Here is an 18,603-nt window from a genome sequence, read left to right as displayed (position 1 = left end):
CTGCATATTTGCAACGTGAGTACGGATTTTAACGTATTACTACTGCAAAAAAGAACCCTTATAATTTGCCGTAAATTAAAGATAGATCGCTAACTAATACGCCAGACAAAAGGAGGAAGGCGCTATGACTCAGAACCATATCGCAACCGTTCAACCGCTGCCGTCCAGTATCCTCCACAACAGTGATGAGGTCAGGCGCCAGTACACCCGTGCTGCTTCCAGGCAGGCGATTCAGTTTATAAGCCGGAAGATTCGGTCCTGGAAGAGCAAGGCAGGAGCCGTTGCTCCCGACATGACCCAGATGCAGGGCGGTCACTGAACCCAGTCTGAAAAGGCGTGGGTGCCACAGGGCTGGAGACAGCGCAGAAGGATTTGTAAACGCCGGTGTTCCCGCAAGGGGCCACCGGCGTTTTTGCTTTCGGGGTTTAGAACTCCCAGACCACTTTCTTTTTCTGCCCGAACCAATCGTCCATCTTTCGGGTATAGAAGTCTTCGATCACGTTCCGCTTGATCTTCATGGTGGGTGTCAGCATGCCGTTCTCCATGGTCCACGGCTCTTTGACCACTACTACGAAGGCCAGTTTTTCGTGGGCCTCGCATTCGGCATTCACCGCATCCAGTTGCTCGGCCAGTTCCTGCTCAAGTTCTGCCCGATGACCACCCGCTTCCAGCTGGTCCCGGGCCTCCTCGGACAGCAATACCATCAGGCACGGCTGGGGCTGATTGGCACCGGCAACACACACCACTTCCGCCTGCGGATGATTGAAGCGGCTTTCGATGGGCACCGGCACCACGTACTTGCCCTTTGAGGTCTTGAACAGATCCTTGACCCGGCCGGTGATCCGCAGGCAGCCATCGCTGTCGATCTCACCCATATCGCCGGTTTTCAGGAACCCGTCGTCGGTGATGTCCTCGCGGGTTTTCTCTTCGTTCTTGTAATAGCCGAGCATCTGTCCCGGGCTTTTAACCTCAACCTCGCCACCATCGGCGATGCGATGCTCAACACCGGGGTTGGCATTACCCACCGTGCCCACCTTGGCCTGCCCGGGCCGGTTGGCGTGGGAATAGCCGAAGTTCTCAGACATGCCGTACACCTCGAGCAGTTCCAGCCCGAGATTGCGGTACCACGCGATAATCTCTCCGGATAAAGGCGCGGCACCGGTAAGTGCGGCACGGCAATGATCCAGGCCGAGCTGTTTCAGCACTTTCTTTCTTACCAACGACCGAACCACCGGGATACTGAACAGCAGCTTCTGTTTCTTTGGCGGCAACTTGGCATTCACCCCCAGGTAGAACTTCATCCACAGGCGTGGCACCGAGAAGAACAGGGTTGGACGCGCCCGTTGCAGGTCTTCCTGGAAGGTATCCAGGGAGTTGGCAAAGTACAGGTGAAAACCGTAATACAGCGACTGGGTCTCTACCGCGGCCCGCTCAGCCACATGGGCCAGCGGCAAATAGGACAGCATGCGTTCATCGGACGACACCGGGAATATTTGCTGCAAGCCGTCGGCAACGGAAATCATGGTGCGGAAGCTGTGCATGACCCCCTTCGGCCGGCCCGTGCTGCCGGAGGTGTAAATCAGTGTTGCCAGGGAATCGGGGTCGGGCATTCGGGGTTCCGCTGGTTCGTTCTGGGCCACCAACTCAAGCCAATGGGGCGTGTCGTCCCGGGGCGACATTGGCAGCGAAACCAACGGCAGGTCGTCCGGGATACGCCCCTTGATGTCGTTCCAGCCGTCTGCCGTTCCGTCCATCTTGCCCAGGAACATCAGCTTCGCCTCGCTGTGCTCCAGCACGTAGGCCGCAGTTTCGCCATTCAGGGTCGGGTACAGGGGTACCGAGGCGTGGCCGGCCGCCCAAATGGCCAAATCGGCAAGGATCCAGTGCGCGCTGTTCTTACCCAACAACGCGATGTTGCTGTGCGCCGGCAGATTTAGGCCATTGAGATAGGTGGCCATCCTGGCGACCTGATCGGCCGCCTCTTTCCACGTTAGCTCTTCCACCCGCCCGTCGGGGTAGGGCTGGGTCAGATAAATCGCATCGGGGGTGGTCTCGGCCCAAAAATAAAGACAGTGCAACGACGTCTGCTTGCGCGGATCAATGGCCATTTATGGCTCCTAGTTGTTGTTATCATTCTTTTTAGTTGAGGTTAAACGTATTCATAGTAGTCGGATTCCGCCACCTCTCAATAGCCAGCATAGTCTTCTCGGATGACAAAAACGCTCACAGATGAGCACCCGATCACAAAAGACCCGTGACAGACCGGGGCAATGGTCTAGAGTGACAGGGCAGGCGTATCAGCTTGCTCAACACTTGCTCAACCCTTTCCGAACAACAGGAGGTGTGCATGAAAACATCGTCTCGCTCGGCTCTGATCTTCCCCGCCTGGGGCCTCATCCTGATGGGCTCTGGTGCCTTTATCTATTGCGCTTCATTGGGTCTGCTGGGCACCTGACCAATCCCCGTGCACGCCCTTTCATTAAGCTAGCGTCGGAATCGAGTCTCTAGCACCACCGCCGAGTTGGTGCGCTCCACCCCTTCCAGGTTGCCAATATCGTCGAGCACGGCACTCAGTTCTTCCAGAGACTGGGCCTGCACGATGGCAATCAGGTCGTACTCCCCACTGACAGAGAAAAGCTGCGAGACCTGGGCGATGCCCTCCAGCGCGGCGTTCGTTCGGGAAGTCAGTTTCTGCAGCACCTTGATCGACACGTGTGCCTCCACCTGCTTGGCTGAAAACTCTCCACCCAACAATACCGAATAGCCCCGGATAACACCGCTGGCCTCCAAACGGGCAATACGATTCTGCACCGTTGACCGGGACACATGCAGGGTTCGGGCAAGCTCGGTAATACTGGCCCGAGCGTTGTGGCGCAGCAGCATCAGCAGTTTCTGATCCTGTTTTCCTATCATTTTGTCGACCTAATTAATCATTTTGTCCTAATCATAGATCATTTCGCTCAAACTGCATCTGCAATCTGGCAGCTCTACTGTTCATACTGTGCCAAATTACTTCAGGATGCTGGCCATGTTCATTCGCCCGATTGCAGTCACGGATCTGGATACCCTGTATCAGATTGCCGTTGAATCCGGCCCCGGATTTACGTCTCTGATGCCCGATCGCGACGCCCTGGCCCGCAAGATCGAGCATTCCATTGCCAGTTTCGAGCGCGAGGTGACTCAGCCCGGTGACGAGCATTACCTGTTTGTGCTGGAGGATGAGAGCACCGATGAGATCATGGGCACCACCGGCATTGAGGCCGCCGCCGGTCGCACCCGCCCGCTTCACCATTTCCGCCGCAGTACTGTTACCCACCATTCCCGGGATCTGGGCCTGCGACGCAATGTGGAAACCCTGACCCGCTGCAACCACTACACCGGCTGCACCGAGATCTGCTCACTGTACCTGCGCCCGGAATTCCGTCGCGCCAATGCGGGCAAGTTGCTGTCGCGGGTTCGGTTCCTGTTTATGGCACTCCACCCGGAGCGGTTCTCCGATACCGTCATCGCCGAGATGCGCGGAGTGTCCGACGACGCCGGCCAGTCTCCGTTCTGGTCCTGGCTGAAGACCCATTTTGTCGATATGGATTTTGCCTCGGCCACCCGTTTAGTCGGCTCCGGCTACACCCATTTCATTGACGAGCTGATGCCGTCGCACCCGCTGTACACCTGCCTGATGAGCGCTGAAGCCCGGGCGGTGATCAGTCAGGTCCACGAGCGCACCCGGCCAGCGCTGCGCCTGCTCGAGGCCGAAGGTTTCCAGCACAAGGGATTGGTGGACCTGTTCGATGCCGGACCAACGGTTGAATGCCCGCTGGCATCGATTCGCAGCGTGCGGGAGTCCCAAGCCTGGCAGGTTGAAGTGGATGCCGTGCCAGCCACCGAATTCCAGAAACGGAGCCGCGAGCGCATTGCCATGCCGTTGCTGATCACCAATACTGACACCGCAGGATTCAGGGCCACGGTGCTGACCGGGGCAGACACCCGGCCGGGCTCTAACTCCCTGTGCCTGAGCCCGGCCCTGGCCGACCAGATGGGCCTTGAGTCTGACCAAACCTGCCGCGCCCTGCCCCTGGCCAGTAGTCAGCGCGACGCGGCACCGAATACTCATCACCTTCGTCCGGAGATCGTTCATGCACACTGATCGCAATGCCCTGTTCCAGCAGCTCTGGCGCAACTACCAGGAGGTCACCCCCTCAGCCGAGGAGATTCACCGCATCCTGGGCGCCGAAGAGGGGCAGGCCATCATTAACGATCACATCGCCCTGCGCACCTTCAACCTGGCCCCAGTCGGGCTGGATGCCCTGGCCGAGCATTTCCTGAGCCTCGGCTACGTTCAGGGTGGCGAGTATCATTTTGAAGCCAAGAAACTCTACGCCCGGCATTACGAACATCCGGATCCAGATGCGCCCAAAGTGTTCATTTCGGAGTTATTGGTGGAGCAGTGCTCGCCAAAGCTGCAGGCCATCGTCAAGGATCTGGTGGCGCAGGTTGATCCGGATCGGGTCGAGGCAGACGACTTCCTGTATTCCGGTCGTCACTGGGAGGTGGACTACCAGACCTACCGCACCCTGCTGGAAGAGAGCGAGTACGCGGCCTGGATGGCAGCCTGGGGCTATCGTGCCAACCACTTTACGGTGAGTATCAACCACCTGATGCAGTTCCAGACCGTGCCGGAAATCAACCAGCTACTGAAAGACAACGGCTATGCGGTGAATGCCTCGGGTGGCGAAGTTAAAGGCTCCCCGGCTGAGTTGCTGGAACAATCCTCCACCATGGCCGACCGGATACCCGTGCAGTTTTCGGATCGGGAGGAAACCATCCCCAGCTGCTTCTACGAGTTCGCGCTGCGGTACCCGAAAGCTGACGGTGAGCTGTACAGTGGCTTTGTCGCGGCCTCGGCCGACAAGATCTTCGAAAGCACCAACGCCGGCGGCTAAGCCGAACAGATCCGGGAGCGGGATGGCTCAGGACCATCCTTGCTCGCCTAGCAACGGCACGAAGCGGACATCACAAAGACTCTCGTCACGGAATTCCGTCTCCGATAGCCGGGTGATTCGGCGCAAAGACTGCACCGTGTGCGCGGATCCGACCGGGATCACCAGGTGGCAACCCACCCGCAGCTGCTGCTTCAGTGCCTCCGGCACCACCGGTGCCCCGGCGGCCACACAGATACCATCGAAGGGCGCCTGTTCGGGCCAGCCCAATGTGCCATCGCCGCAACGCACCACCACGTGATCATATCCTTCGGCCGCCAGTGTCTGCGCCGCTGATTCGGCCAGTTCCGGCACCCGCTCGATACTGAACACCCGGGCGGCAATCGAGGCAATAACCGCGGCCGCATAACCCGAACCGGTGCCGATATCCAGTACCACTTCCCCGCCGGTCAAATCCATCGCATCCACCATTAAAGCCACGATGTACGGTTGGGAAATGGTCTGCCCGAAACCAATCGGCAAAGGGCCATCATCGTAGGCGCAGTCAATCAGATCGGGTCTGACAAATTTTTCCCGAGGCACCCGACTCATCGCCGTCACTACCGGACCTGCAGTAATCCCGCGGCCAAGAATCTGGTTCTCAACCATCCAGGCGCGACGTGAAGCAAAATCCTGATACTGGTTCATAACGCCCTCCCAGACCAGCGTTTACTCACCGTTACAAAGCTATAACGTATTTACAACGGCAGGTGCCACCGGAGCTGTCTACTTTTTATTCGCGCCCATCAGCACTAATGGCCGCTGGGCTATACACAACAACAATAACGCTGGCAAACGGAACTGGCCACGACTGGTTTGCGTTGCCACGGAGGACCCTATGTCTGCATCGGTAAATCATCTCGAAGAACGCACCCAAGACCCATCCGAACTGCTCGGGCACATCCTGCCGTCGGCTATCACACTGGCTCTGATGCTCCGCCACAAGAAAATGGCAGGCTGGCTAAGGGCCGAGTTCGAGGGCCATCAGGACCGGGAACAGGCGCCACCCTATCGGCGTGATCTACCGGGCCACATTGTTGCCCGCTCCCCTCAGTATGGCTGGATCCCGGCACCGGTAAACGAACAGCAGAAGCAGGAGTTTGGCCACCTTGATGTGCTTGACGCCGCCAAATCACTGGAAAAAATCTGCCTGACCAGCCGAAAAGGAGACGGCAACCGGGTTCTGTTGAGCCAGGACGATATGGTCGCCTTGCAGAAGCAAATTAACCTGAGCGCAGAACTGGCAATTAACCTGAGTCGCGACGTTTACAGCAAACTGCTGCGGACCATTCGCGGCACTATCTATCTGTGGGCTCAGGAATTGATGGCCAGGGGGCTGAGCGGCGACCACAATCATTACAGCCAGGACGAACGTGCGCTGGTGACTGATCTGGACGATCCCGAGCGATTCTGGCGTAGGGCCATGGAAGAAGTCGACGCCCTGCCGGTGGCCGACGTGAAGCCAGCCGGATTCTTTGAGCGAGTGTTCGGACGAGCCAGTTAACGGGCTCGTTTCTCATCCCCGGCTGCTCCTCACCCCAGCACGCTGACCATGCCGATACTGCTGACAATCAGCAGTACGACGCCCAGCACCTGAAAGAACACCGGCGTTTCTGCCCGCAACATCCGATCATGCACCTTGAGGCCAATAACGTGACCAACCGCGGCACAAGGCAGCAGCCACAGGTGGTGGATCAGCTGCAGATCTACCCCTACCCACACGAACGCCGCCATCTTGATCAACACCAGGATGAACCAGAGCGCGAACAGGGTATCCCGCAGTTTTTCCTTCGGCAGGTGCTGGGCCACAACTGCGATGATCAGCGGTGCGCCGATCAACGAGGTACCACTAATATAGCCACCGACCATCAGGAACACAGCATCCACCGTTTTGCTGCCACTGCGGAACGGCTTGTTGATGATGTAGGAGACAGAATACAGCGCCACGATCACGAAAATGATGGCGCTAAGCACATTGCCAGGCATGGTGATCAGGCCAAACACGCCAATCAGCTTGGGCACGATCATGATGCCCAGAATGCGCCACAGGTAGCGCCAATCTACTGTGCTCTCTGTCGCGCTCTCTACCAGTTTCTCTACCGAATCCCCCGCTTCGTTCCCGGCTGCCGCATCCGTGGCCTGCAGCGGCCGTCGTTTGCGATTGTTCAACCATATGGTGAGCGAGGAAAAAACCAGCAGGTGGACCGCAATAATCGGCAAAAACACCAAGGGCTCATCCAGCACCAGCAAGAGAAACGGTAATGACAACACGGCACCACCAAAGCCAAGACCTGAGCGCACGAACCCACTCCAGACAAAAATCAGTGCAATCAGAGAGTATTGAGCGATACTGAGTTCCGACATACAAAACCTTTTTCAGAAAAGTGAGCTCCAGAAAAGTAATCTGAGGCCGTTAATGACTATACTGGATGCATAATAAAATGGAGAACCAAAATGGCCCTGTCCTGGAAACAGAAATTCTCACTACTGATCGCCGCCACCTTCATCGGCCTGGCGATCGCCATGCTCACGTCATTAAGCGGACTGGCCAAGGTATCCGAAGCCTATGAAGCCCGGGGCCAGGCCCGAGCCTACGGAGCCGCTTCGTTGAATTTACTTAACGACTGGTTAGCTCTGGAAAGGCTCAGCGAGGACCTGACGACGGATATGACCGATCGTTTTCAGGAGAGGCTTGGCTCGCTGCTTGAGCAAGGGGATGACTTGGCACTACTCGCCCAACAGCTCCCAAAGGAGGCGCAGGTCGAAGCCACTGCTCTCGAAATTCGCAACAGGGTCCAAGAGTATACCGAACTCCGAGAGCAATGGCTGGCAACGAGCCAGGCCCTCGGGTTTACTCATAATGATGGCCTTAAAGCTACACTGTCAGGCTATGTCGCTGACGACCTCCGAGCCATTAGCATCTCCATCTTTAATGACGACATCAATACGGTCGCGTCGAACTACCGTGATTACCTCGACAGCTTCGACCCAACCTACGCCGAACGAACAAACCAGGCGATAAGCCGAATGCAGGGCGTGGTCATCGATATGGAATGGCAGGATATCGATATCGGCCAGGCAATACAGGGCTTGGCGAGTGCTTTTTCCGAGGCCGAAGGCGTTGTCAGTGAACTCGCCAGGCTCGAGGCACAGTTAAAGACCAGCGGCGCGGCACTGCGTAATCTGATCGATAACCAGATCGACGCTATCAATACCGGCCTGATTCAGACAACAAGCCAACAGGCCGAGCAAGCCCGAACATCCTCAACCTGGCTCATCGTCATCACCTCCGCGGCGGTACTGATTGTGTTGATTCTGACTCTGACCGGCGCCTCGCGAACCCTGGTCAGGCGTTTGAATGCAGTCGTCCAACTTTTGAGCCATGTAGCCTCGGGCGATCTGAGCCAGCGCCTGAAATTGGGCCAAAACGCAAAGGATGAGTTCAACCAACTGGGCCATGCCGCAAACAAGATGTTGGATGATGTCTCTGGAGTCCTTGGCCAGGTTATTGAAGGCAACAAGACGCTGGCCAGCCTGCAGGAAGAGCTTGATACGCTGATCGGGCAAATGGGGCGCAAGGGCGAGGAGGTTGAAGGCCAAACGGAACAAACGGCGACTGCCGTCCAAGAAATTTCACACACAGCAGTCGACATAGCTCAACACACTCAATCGGTAAACACAGCCACTCAACAGGCAAATAGTGCGGCGCAATCGGGCGCTCAGGTGGTCAAGCGTAGCTCCGACAGCATGAGCGCCCTTGCGGAGCGAATTCAGCAGACCCACACCCAGATCGGGCTACTGAGCAAAACCGGAGAACAGGTCAACTCCATCGTTGATGTAATCAATGGCTTGGCTGAACAAACCAACCTCCTGGCCCTGAACGCTGCCATCGAAGCCGCGCGCGCTGGTGAGGCCGGTCGAGGCTTCTCTGTGGTAGCGGACGAAGTCAGGTCGCTAGCGGAGAAAACAGTATCAGCGACCGACGGCATTGCCGACATCGTCAATTCCCTTAACCGGGAGACCGCTGCCATCACCACCATGATGAAAGAGGGTCTGCAATCCGCAGGTGAAGGGGAAAAAAGCGCCAACGAGGCTGCCGAAGCTATTGATCAGATTACTGGTTCCATTAACCAATTGGCCGGTGATATGAATCAAGTGGTTACCTCTGTTGAGGGCATCTCGACGACGACGGAGGAGATTGCCCAAAAAGTCGAGCAAATCCACGGCCATACCCGAGAGACAGCCGAAATCCGAAAACACCTGACCACCCATATTGAACGACTTTCCGCTCAGACCACGTCGCTGACCGAAGCATCTCAGAAATTCCGACTCTAATTGCAAACCTACTCCGTGTCCCTTGCAGCCGTGAGGCTGCAGGGGTAGCATGGCCAATACTGTACATATAAACAGTATTGGTGCTCACCATGAAAACCCGCACTACCGGACTCAACCCTTACAACCGCTTCTAGCCTATTGTCACCGACCGCTATAAAGATCTCGAAAATGAAAAAGAAAAGGCTGGTCGCCAAAACCGCGAAATCAAACGCCTGACCAAACTGCTCAGTCAAGCTCAAAAAGGCAGCAAAATAGTCTCGTTCAAAGGTGGTTGAACCATGACGGATGCATAGCAAAAAGGTTAATAAACGGTCGTTTTCTGGACATATCAATTAACTGCTTAAAAATACGCAGACACCTCAGTTGAGCAAGGACGCATCCGCAGGAAACCTGCCAATGATGATTTTCGTCTTTCTTAATGAGACAAAAAAAACGCCTCGAAGGGCTCGAAAAGCCGAAGCGGCCAGTGATGAACCGAAAATTTGGGAGCAGACTCACGCCGTGAAAAGCTGTGCCGGTACCTTTGGGGGCAAGAAACTCCAGACCGCTGCTCAGGAACTGGAAGACTTGGCCAGTCACTCCAATGCCTGTTCTGATGGCGCTGCCATTACCAGAGTAAGGCAGGTGGCAGGGGAGGCGCAGGCTGCATATGCTGACTATAATGACTATCCGCAGGCATCTTGAACAACACTGGTTTGAACCATCCAATAAGAGAAGCGATTATGTCGAGGGAAAATCGTCCAGGCGTGCTTTTGGTGGAGGACTGCTCATTTAGCGCAAAGGCCTATCAAATTTTTCTTGAGAGTGACTATGCTGTTCGAGTTGCCCATACCGGCTCGGAAGCTCTGGAACAGCTAGCCCAGCATAACTTTGATGTGGTTATCACCGACGTCAGGTTGCCGGACATGAGCGGTCTGAGCGTTCTGGATAAGATTCAGGCTGAGATGCCTTCACTGCCGGTCATCGTAATCACCGCTCATGGTTCCGTTGATATGGTGGTTGACGCCATGCAGCGCGGTGCCAGCGATTTTGTTTCCAAGCCGTTCGACAAGGCTCGCCTCGAGGTCACGCTCAAAAACATCCTCAAAAAGCAGAAGCTCGAAGAAACTGTTCAGCAGTACGAGAAAGTCTATAAGCGTGACCAGTTTCATCGGATGATCGGTGCCTCATTGCCCATGCAGAATGTTTACCGTATCGCCGAAAGTGCCGGGAAGAGCAATGCGTCGGTTTTTATCACCGGTGAGAGCGGCACGGGTAAGGAATTGTGCTCAGAGGCTCTGCACGCGGAGAGCCCTCGGGCCAGCGCCCCTTTTATTACTTTGAATTGTGCCGCAATTCCCCGTGATCTCATTGAAAGCGAAATATTTGGCCACGTGAAAGGCGCATTCACCGGGGCGTCGGCGGCTCGAGACGGAGCTGCTCTGCGAGCGTCTGGAGGTACACTTTTCCTGGACGAAATTGGAGAAATGCCGCTGGATCTTCAAAGCAAACTTTTAAGGCTTATCCAGTCGGGAACCTTTACTCCGGTGGGAGGCAGTAAAGAGCTGAAAGTTGATATTCGCTTTATTTGTGCAACGAACCGGGATCCGCTATTTGAAGTGCAGGAGGGGCGTTTTCGTGAAGACCTGTACTACCGATTGCACGTAATTCCTGTTCATATGCCCCCATTGCGAGAACGTGGAAGCGACATAATGCTGATCGCTCAGTCGTTGTTAAAACGGTATGCAGAAGACGAGAAGAAGGATTTTCGAGGTTTCAGCAAGGACGTTGAGAAAGTCTTCATGCAGTATGACTGGCCCGGTAACGTCCGGGAGCTGAGCAACGTGGTCAGGAATGTGGTGGTCTTGAATGAGGGCAGTGTCATTGACATGTCGATGCTGCCTAATCTGATTCGGTCTCGGACGTCAAAGAGCAGCAGGGCATGGGCGCTTGGGAATAACCCTCCGGCCTTTGGGGATGTGGCGCCAGTACCACGAACCGAAGGCGGTCTCGGTGACGTTGCTGCTGCCATTCAGTCCGATTCAGGTAACCAGGAAATTCTACCGTTCTGGGTTGAGGAGAAGCGCATCATCGAATCCGCCATTGAAAAGTGCGATGGCAATGTACCGCGGGCTGCTGTCTTTCTGGAAATCGGCGTCTCAACCATTTATCGCAAGAAACAGCAGTGGGATGAAGTGCAAATTTCCCGAGAGCCAATATGAATCCCATTTTGAGAATGCACGATTTAAAATTTTTCGGAATGATTGGAACTAACTGAAAAAAAATAGGTAAAAAACATCTGGCATGCTAAGTGCATTTTTCGGTAAAGGGCTCTTTATCGGAGATTGTAATGCCGCTGAAACATTTTTTCGGAAACCTTGCCGTCGGCAAGAAACTCGCTGCCAGCTTCGCCATCCTCGTCATCCTTCTCATCATCGTATCCGCCGTCGGTTATTCGTCGCTTGATACCTATCATCGCGGCGTTTCGATTGTGAAGCACGCCAACGCCGCCGAAATTGACTTGCTGGAGGCGGAAAGAGACGAAAGAAACTTTGCGATTACACAGAATTCCAAATACATAAACCGCGCCATCGAGTTTGTTGCTCACGCTGAAAATGCACTTGCGCCTCTGACTGAAATGCAAGAGGCAGGCAGTGAAAGCCGGCAATTGGCAGAACGGATTCTTGAGGGCGCCAAGTCCTACGAGGCTCTTTTGAAAAGGTACGAAACGGCCATCTCCGGACCAACAGATATTGTCAGACCCCTTGAAGAGGAAATGTACGCCGTTGCGACCAGTACCATCGATATGATGGAGGAGTTGAAATACGGTGAGCAGGCACAATTGCAGGAAACATATGAACTCGCGGTCGCAGAAATCATTATCGTGACCATTATTGCCCTCCTTGCTGCTACCGTTCTTGCATGGATATTGACCCGTTCAATCACCGGGCCAATCAACGAAGCGGTAGATTTTGCCAACAAGGTTGCCTCAGGCGATCTGGCCGTGAATGTTCAAAGCCAGCGCGGCGATGAATTCGGTCAGTTGCTCGCAGCCTTTGGCACGATGATAACCAACCTCAGAGAACTGATTCGTGAAATCGAAACTGGTGCATCCAGTATAGCGTCATCCTCCGAAGAGCTTTCCACGGTAACCAACCAGACCAGCCAGGGTGTGGCAGAACAACAAGCCCAGACCGACCAGGTGGCCACTGCGATGAATGAGATGGTTGCGACGGTCAATGATGTGGCAAAAAGTGCGGAAGCGGCCTTTGAGGCCGCCAATCACGCCAGCGAGAAGTCCGGCAATGGTGAAAAGGCCGTCAGGGAAACCCTGGAACTGGTCGCAAACCTGAATACACAAAGCGCCAACGTGATGGAACAGCTCAACGGTCTGCAAACTGAAACCAACAACATTGCAACTGTGCTGGACGTGATCAAGTCGGTTGCCGACCAGACCAACCTGCTGGCACTGAACGCCGCTATAGAGGCGGCCCGTGCTGGCGAGCACGGGCGAGGTTTCTCGGTGGTGGCCGACGAGGTGCGGTCACTGGCTCAACGCACCCAAAGCTCCGCCGCCGAGATTGAAACCCTGATCAGCAACCTGGTTAGCAGTGCGGAATCATCAGTTTCGAGTATGGAGACTGGCAATAAACTCGCGGAACAGACACTTGAGCGAGCACAACTGGCCGGTACGGTTATCCAGGAAATGGCGCAAGCGGTTGAAGAGATCCGCCAGTACAACAGTCAGATTGCAACGGCTGCTGAAGAGCAAAGCTCAGTTGCCGAAGAGATCAATCAGAATGTCGTCTTGATCCGCGATGTGGGTGATCAGTCCGCAGCCTCCACCGAACAGGTTTCGGCTGCCAGTGAAGAGCTGGCGAGACTTGCCGAGGGGCTCAATACGCAAGTTGCCCGTTTCAAGATGTGATCCAGCGGTCACGCGCGTGGTTTTTTGAGGCTGAATTTCCGAGAGATTTGGGTGCAGCTGGTAGCGTCGATACTACTTGAACGCAAACAGTGAGAAACGTTGTGGATATGCCCACGTTCGATGAACTCAAGGATTTAGTCCAGCGGGATCCGGAAGGCTTTGAGCAACTGCGTGAGAAAAGGTTCCTCCGAAACAGCAGACCGGACTAACTCGGGCGTTCTTTCCTTTCCGCAGTTTCCGTCCTCGACCGATTAGCTGTTTGGTGATTTTGGTATGGCATCGACAGCCCTAAATTCAGGCCAGGAATTATGAAGCAACTCGATGAAACCGCCCGCCTCAATGAGTTGTCGTCTCTCAACATTCTGGACACGCCCCCGGAAGAGCGCTTTGATCGCCATACGCGCCTGGCATCAATAATGTTCGATGTTCCCACCGCCTTCATTACTTTCATTGACCATGAGCGGGTCTGGTTCAAATCCAAATTCGGAATCGAAATTTCTGAGGTAAAGCGGACTGACAGTCTATGTCAGCACACTCTTGGACTGGGTTTTCTGGAGATTGAGGACACCTTTGAGGACGAGTTGTTCAGAAACCATCCAGCGGTCAAGGGCTCGCCTCCAATACGTTTTTATGCGGCCTCAGTTCTGCATGGTCCGAGTGGTCAACCGGTAGGAACCCTTTGCCTGGTGGATTATGCACCCCGGCGTCTTAGTGAAAATGAACGAGCCCAGCTTGAAGCGCTTGCTCGACTGGTGGAGTCAGAAATCGAACGCGACAGGACACTGAAGGACGACTGGCAGATCCTTCGGGATTCGACTTTACGGGATTCGTTTACCGGCCTTCCTGGCGACATGCTACTGGAGGAAACTCTGGAGGGCCTGATAAGAACCGCTGAGGCTGAGCAGAGCCAATTGGCCATCCTGCACTTGCACGTAGAGAACTTTGACGCAATCGCCAGCCTGAGCGGAGGTGCTGGTTGGAATAGCGTGGTGCAAGCGTTTGTTGATCGACTTGTAATGCACAATGAAGGCATATTGGGGTCAGGAAGGGTAGCACCTGACCGCCTTGCTCTGGTCGTGCCTTTCGACACAAGACAATCGACGTCGACGATGGCACGCCGGATTATGGGCATAATGACCGAACCCGTTGAATTCGCTGGTCGCGATTTGCGCCCTGAAATCAGTATCGGAATCAGTGTTTATCCAGCTGACGGCAGTGAGGCTCGGCTTTTGATAGATCGCGCGCAGCGAGCCTGTAAGTTATCCCCGGCCCAGATTGATTTCTATGACCCCAGTGAGGAGGCCAATGCGACGCGCAGTTATCTGATTCAGGACCGCCTCGGGAAGGCCATAGCGAACCATCGCGTTACTCTGAACTATCAGCCGATCTGGTCTGCGGACGGCACCCGAGTAATAAAGTTTGAAGCATTGGCTCGCTGGCAGGATGAGGAATTGGGTGTCGTCAGTCCCGGCGAGTTTGTGCCCATAGCCGAGAAGCATGCCGGACTTTCCCATCAATTAACTTACTACGTATTACGTATGGCCTGTCTGGAGGCGCGGACGTGGAAAACAGATCCGTGCCATGAGCCGATTCGCGTCGCGGTCAATATTCCTGCCGCGGGATTTTACCAGCCCGAGTTCGCACAATCGGTCTTAAGTCTGCTCCGTGAGGTTGATCTGGAACCATCCCGCTTGACGTTGGAGTTGACCGAAGACGGCCTGGTTCAGAATATCGACCACACCACTCTCACGATGCGGGAGCTATCGAGTCAAGGCATAAGATTGGCGCTTGACGATTTCGGAACCGGGTATTCATCCCTGAATCATCTTAACCAATTGCCCGTGGATACCCTCAAAATCGATAAGAGCATCGTTGATGGACTACCCAACAACAGAAAATCCCTGGAAATTTTATCTGGTTTCATCCGCATTGCTCATGCCATGGAACTGACGGTCGTTGCGGAAGGTGTGGAACACGAAACCCAGCGTCAGCTATTAGCAAAACTCGATTGCGACATGATTCAGGGCTATTTGCTAGGACGGCCGATAACGGCGGGCAAAGTGCACGAATTACTGACCAATACGATCACAGACCGGGGGCAAACCTAGAAAATGAATTTAAGAAGGGGTGGCTGGCGGTTTGCGCGAGGCCGCCCTGGCTCTCCAGAGAGATACGGTCTCTGAGGGTGCGACCAGACCGTTGCTCATTGTGAGCGAATACAACCAGAAAATTCGGGCCTTCCTGGTGAAGAGTGTCGATCGCATCGTGAATCGTAGCTGGACGGACATAATCCCACCACCAAACGGTCTTCCCGGCGGGCACTATCTGACGGCGACCACCCAGTTAGATGCCACCATTGTGGGCATTCTTGATGTCGAACGGGTTTTGGCAGAGCTTGCGCCCAATATGGGCGGCAAGCTATCTGAAACGGTATCCGAGAAAAGCCGACAATGGACAAACGATGGCAAGGAATTTTATCCCATACTGGTTATCGATGACTCCTCAGTAGCACGACGGCAACTGACTCGTGTTCTTACCGACATGGGGCTAAGAGTTGAAACCTTTAATGACGGTGAACAGGCCTACCTTCATCTGGAACAAATTATCGCTGAGGGGAAGTCGCTTTCGGATGCTTATTAGGCGATTATCTCAGACATTGAAATGCCAAGGATGGATGGTTACACGTTTGTATCGAACGTAAAGGCTAATCCAGCCATGTCTGGTATTCCCGTTGTTTTGCACAGCTCGCTTACTGGTGTTTTCAACAAAGCCTTGGTGGAAAAAGTCGGAGCCGATGGATTCCTTAGGAAGTTTGATCCCGATAAGCTTGCGAACTTTGTAATGGAGACTGTCGGAGCGACCAGAGCCAATGGGTGACGCGTTTTGGTTCAGGGCGTGGACTACCATTGTTTTAAGACGCCCCTAGGCGCGCCTTATGCCTCCGAACGATCATCTTCTTCCCAGGGTTTTGCCTGCTCTGGTTTCGCCAACTATACAGCGCCACATCGGATATGCTCTCCTCCGCCGTCACCGAAACGGCTTGGACTGAACCTTCACCAGGCCGAACCCCTGCGAAATGACCTGTTCCGCCGCCCGGCGGGGGAACAAATGGGGCTCTGGTAACGTCCAATATCCAAGTCGTTTGTAGTCATCTGATGTTGTTCAGGGAAGAATCGGAGGGGCCCCATGCCCGGACTGAAAGCCGCCACCAATGCTCTGGCGTTGGTGCTCGTTGTTGCCCTTTGCCCCTGGTTTTCTTCATCTGCCAAAGCCAACGAATCCCTTGTTGCTCGAATTGAGGCGCTGGACGCGGGATTTACCGTGGAGGTGTTGGGTAACCGCCTTCTGGCACGGCAAGCACTTTCCAACTTTTACGCCGCCAATGGCTATAAGCGGGCCTGGCGCAGTGCCGAACAGCGCCACCAACTACTTGAGGCCATCGAATCGGCCAGCGGCGATGGCTTGGACCCGAGGGATTATCACGCCGATGTCCTGGCGGAGCTGTCGAGCCGCCCCTTGCAAGACCTTCCGGCCGACCTCCAGGCCGATCTGGACCTGCTGTTTTCCGACGCCTTCCTGATGCTTGGCTCGCACCTGCTCGAGGGCAAGGTCAGTCCAAACACTATTCACGCCGAATGGACGGCGAACCGGCGACAACGGAATATGGACCAGGTGCTCGCAGCGGCTCTGGTCAATGGTGACATTGGCGCAGCCGTGGAGTCCCTGCGCCCGGCTCATTCCGATTACCTCAGGCTGGTTCGGGCCCGCCAGACCATGGCTGGCCTATTGGGCCAACCCTGGCTACCCATCCCCGCCGGGCCTGCCATCCGCCCCGGCGACCAGGACCACCGGCTGATCGAAATCCGGCGGCGGTTAACCGCCCTCGGTGACCTCTCCGGTTCGGTTGATCCGACTGATCCCAGCCTTTACGGCGAAGAACTTGAGACCGCACTACCGCTATTTCAGGCCCGCCATGGTCTGGAACCCGACGGTATTATTGGCCCGGCCACCTTGGCGGCGATTAACCTGCTGCCCATCGAACGAGTGCATCGGATCGATGCCAGCCTGGAGCGCTGGCGCTGGCTGCCGGAGTCACTGGGAGCACGGTTCGTCTTGGTTAATATTGCCGGCTACGAGTTGAAAATGATGGATCAGGGCGTCGAGCTGCTCCGCCAACGAGTGATTGTCGGCCGACCGTTCCGCCAGACCCCGGTGTTCAGTGACCGGATCCGCTACCTGGTGGTAAACCCGACCTGGACCGTGCCGCGCCGACTGATGATCGAGGATCAGCTGCCCCAGATTATCCGCGACCCGGATTACCTTCAGCGCCTGAACATGAAAGTCTACAGGGGCTGGGGCGCCGATCGGCAACAGATCGACCCGGCCACCATAAATTGGGGCACACTGTCACCGGACAACTTCCCTTACCAGTTGGTGCAGGCCCCCGGCCCCAACAATGCACTCGGTCGGATCAAGTTCATGTTCCCGAACCAATACGACGTTTACCTTCACGACACACCATCACGGGAGCTTTTTGGCCGGGTGGATCGCTCCTTCAGTTCCGGCTGTATCCGGGTGGAGCAACCGTTCGCACTGGCGGAGCAATTACTTTCAGGCGCCCCACACTGGAACCAGGAGCGCATCCACAACATGGTCGGCTCCAACCAACCAAAAACTATCTTGTTACCTGAGCCAGTACCCGTCTACATTCAGTATTGGACCGCCTGGGTCGATGACCGGGGGCGGCTGCAGTTCCGCAATGACATCTATAATCGTGATAGCCGTTTGCTCGCGCGTCTCCGGGAGAATTCATCGGGCGGCACCCATGGCCTGACACCGGCTGCGATCACCTATCAGGAGCCCCAAACCAAGGACAACACGGAGCAACCATGACACGCACCCTCGCTATTCTGACGTTGATTCTGATCGTGTCCGGGTGCCAATCGCTGCCCGACACACCGCAAGGCACAGAGCGCAACACCGTTTTCCTGAGTGCGCAGCATTGCCTGAGCGAATACCTGCAAGAACTTGAAAAAAACCATTACGGGCCCTGTTTGAAGGTGCTCTCTGTGGCCGGCACGCCGCCCGCCGTCACCGATAATGGCTTTATCGAGTTACCGGTGGCGACACCACTGACGCTAAGCACCAGCTGTGTCTACCGCCACGCCGACGGCTCTCCCATCCCCCAGACCATGGAAACGGTGGCATTCCAAATCACCGACCAGACCTTTTCCAAACCGGGAAAGCGCTGGTATCTTCATGCTCACAAACAGGCCCGGGATGTTGTCGGCTGCGAGCCAACCCTATCGCGCTCCACCTACCCGACCTACAAAACCAACTGAATTGTCGGCACCCTCAGCCCGGTGCCAATCAGCACGCAAATCC

General features: G+C 55.4%; 18 protein-coding genes. 14 read left to right on the top strand and 4 right to left on the bottom strand.

Annotation, left to right across the window (positions count from 1 at the left end):
- The first annotated feature begins 124 nt into the window (after positions 1-124).
- Positions 125-319 (top strand): hypothetical protein, encoded by a 195-nt coding sequence (locus FCS96_RS05275; RefSeq protein WP_138439160.1) that lies wholly within the window; start codon positions 125-127, stop codon positions 317-319.
- Between the two features lie 106 nt (positions 320-425).
- Here the strand turns inward: FCS96_RS05275 and FCS96_RS05270 are convergent, their stop codons facing one another.
- Both FCS96_RS05270 and FCS96_RS05265 read right to left on the bottom strand, forming a co-directional pair.
- Positions 426-2,108: an AMP-binding protein gene (locus tag FCS96_RS05270; RefSeq protein WP_138439159.1), complete on the bottom strand. Its 1,683-nt coding sequence runs from the start codon at positions 2,106-2,108 to the stop codon at positions 426-428.
- 376 nt (positions 2,109-2,484) lie between these two features.
- The gene (locus FCS96_RS05265) at positions 2,485-2,913 is read right to left on the bottom strand and encodes an Lrp/AsnC family transcriptional regulator (protein ID WP_138439158.1); all 429 of its coding nucleotides are present in this window, start codon (positions 2,911-2,913) and stop codon (positions 2,485-2,487) included.
- 115 nt (positions 2,914-3,028) lie between these two features.
- Between FCS96_RS05265 and FCS96_RS05260 the strand changes: the two genes are divergently transcribed.
- Positions 3,029-4,144, top strand: coding sequence for an arginine N-succinyltransferase (locus tag FCS96_RS05260; RefSeq protein ID WP_138439157.1), 1,116 nt, complete (start codon positions 3,029-3,031; stop codon positions 4,142-4,144).
- Positions 4,134-4,940 carry a DUF1338 domain-containing protein gene (locus FCS96_RS05255; RefSeq protein ID WP_138439156.1) on the top strand — a complete coding sequence of 269 codons (807 nt, stop codon included), beginning with the start codon at positions 4,134-4,136 and terminating at the stop codon, positions 4,938-4,940. The genes FCS96_RS05260 and FCS96_RS05255 overlap by 11 nt, the downstream gene beginning before the upstream one ends.
- 27 nt (positions 4,941-4,967) lie before the next feature.
- Here FCS96_RS05255 and FCS96_RS05250 read toward each other — a convergent pair whose 3' ends face one another.
- Positions 4,968-5,624, bottom strand: coding sequence for a protein-L-isoaspartate(D-aspartate) O-methyltransferase (locus tag FCS96_RS05250; protein ID WP_138439155.1), 657 nt, complete (start codon positions 5,622-5,624; stop codon positions 4,968-4,970).
- Positions 5,625-5,814: 190 nt separating this feature from the next.
- On the opposite strand from FCS96_RS05250, the gene FCS96_RS05245 reads away from it, so the two are divergent.
- The gene (locus FCS96_RS05245; RefSeq protein ID WP_138439154.1) at positions 5,815-6,480 is read left to right on the top strand and encodes an AbiTii domain-containing protein; all 666 of its coding nucleotides are present in this window, start codon (positions 5,815-5,817) and stop codon (positions 6,478-6,480) included.
- A 29-nt stretch (positions 6,481-6,509) separates the two neighbouring features.
- On the opposite strand, the gene FCS96_RS05240 is transcribed toward FCS96_RS05245, so the two are convergent.
- Entirely contained in the window at positions 6,510-7,340 is an 831-nt protein-coding gene (locus FCS96_RS05240; protein ID WP_138439153.1) for a TSUP family transporter, read from the bottom strand.
- A gap of 90 nt (positions 7,341-7,430) precedes the next feature.
- Here FCS96_RS05240 and FCS96_RS05235 point away from each other — a divergent pair, with 90 nt between their 5' ends.
- The 10 genes from FCS96_RS05235 to FCS96_RS05185 all read left to right on the top strand — a co-directional run bounded on the left by FCS96_RS05235 (position 7,431) and on the right by FCS96_RS05185 (position 18,560).
- Positions 7,431-9,311: a methyl-accepting chemotaxis protein gene (locus FCS96_RS05235; protein ID WP_138439152.1), complete on the top strand. Its 1,881-nt coding sequence runs from the start codon at positions 7,431-7,433 to the stop codon at positions 9,309-9,311.
- A gap of 396 nt (positions 9,312-9,707) precedes the next feature.
- Positions 9,708-9,995, top strand: coding sequence for an Hpt domain-containing protein (locus FCS96_RS05230; RefSeq protein WP_138439151.1), 288 nt, complete (start codon positions 9,708-9,710; stop codon positions 9,993-9,995).
- Positions 9,992-11,512: a sigma-54-dependent transcriptional regulator gene (locus FCS96_RS05225; protein WP_228264018.1), complete on the top strand. Its 1,521-nt coding sequence runs from the start codon at positions 9,992-9,994 to the stop codon at positions 11,510-11,512. Before FCS96_RS05230 ends, FCS96_RS05225 begins: the two co-directional genes overlap by 4 nt.
- Before the next feature lie 128 nt (positions 11,513-11,640).
- Complete coding sequence (locus FCS96_RS05220; RefSeq protein ID WP_171040673.1) at positions 11,641-13,218, top strand: methyl-accepting chemotaxis protein; 1,578 nt, start codon at positions 11,641-11,643, stop codon at positions 13,216-13,218.
- A gap of 107 nt (positions 13,219-13,325) precedes the next feature.
- Positions 13,326-13,427, top strand: a complete 102-nt coding sequence (locus tag FCS96_RS20350; protein WP_138439150.1) for a DUF3135 domain-containing protein — start codon at positions 13,326-13,328, stop codon at positions 13,425-13,427.
- Positions 13,428-13,526: 99 nt separating this feature from the next.
- A complete protein-coding gene (locus FCS96_RS05210) occupies positions 13,527-15,326 on the top strand; it encodes a sensor domain-containing phosphodiesterase (RefSeq protein WP_138439149.1) in 1,800 nt (599 codons plus the stop codon).
- 19 nt (positions 15,327-15,345) lie between these two features.
- Complete coding sequence (locus FCS96_RS05205) at positions 15,346-15,858, top strand: chemotaxis protein (RefSeq protein WP_138439148.1); 513 nt, start codon at positions 15,346-15,348, stop codon at positions 15,856-15,858.
- A 3-nt stretch (positions 15,859-15,861) separates the two neighbouring features.
- Positions 15,862-16,095: a response regulator gene (locus tag FCS96_RS20345; RefSeq protein ID WP_407658075.1), complete on the top strand. Its 234-nt coding sequence runs from the start codon at positions 15,862-15,864 to the stop codon at positions 16,093-16,095.
- A gap of 309 nt (positions 16,096-16,404) precedes the next feature.
- Positions 16,405-18,111, top strand: a complete 1,707-nt coding sequence (locus tag FCS96_RS05190; RefSeq protein WP_138439145.1) for a L,D-transpeptidase family protein — start codon at positions 16,405-16,407, stop codon at positions 18,109-18,111.
- On the top strand, positions 18,108-18,560 hold the full coding sequence (locus tag FCS96_RS05185; RefSeq protein ID WP_138439144.1) for a hypothetical protein: 453 nt from the start codon (positions 18,108-18,110) through the stop codon (positions 18,558-18,560). The genes FCS96_RS05190 and FCS96_RS05185 overlap by 4 nt, the downstream gene beginning before the upstream one ends.
- Positions 18,561-18,603 lie beyond the last annotated feature (43 nt).

It is taken from the genome of Marinobacter alexandrii (assembly GCF_005871205.1).
Classification (GTDB): Bacteria; Pseudomonadota; Gammaproteobacteria; order Pseudomonadales; family Oleiphilaceae; genus Marinobacter; species Marinobacter alexandrii.
This window is presented reverse-complemented; position numbering and strand designations above follow the sequence as displayed.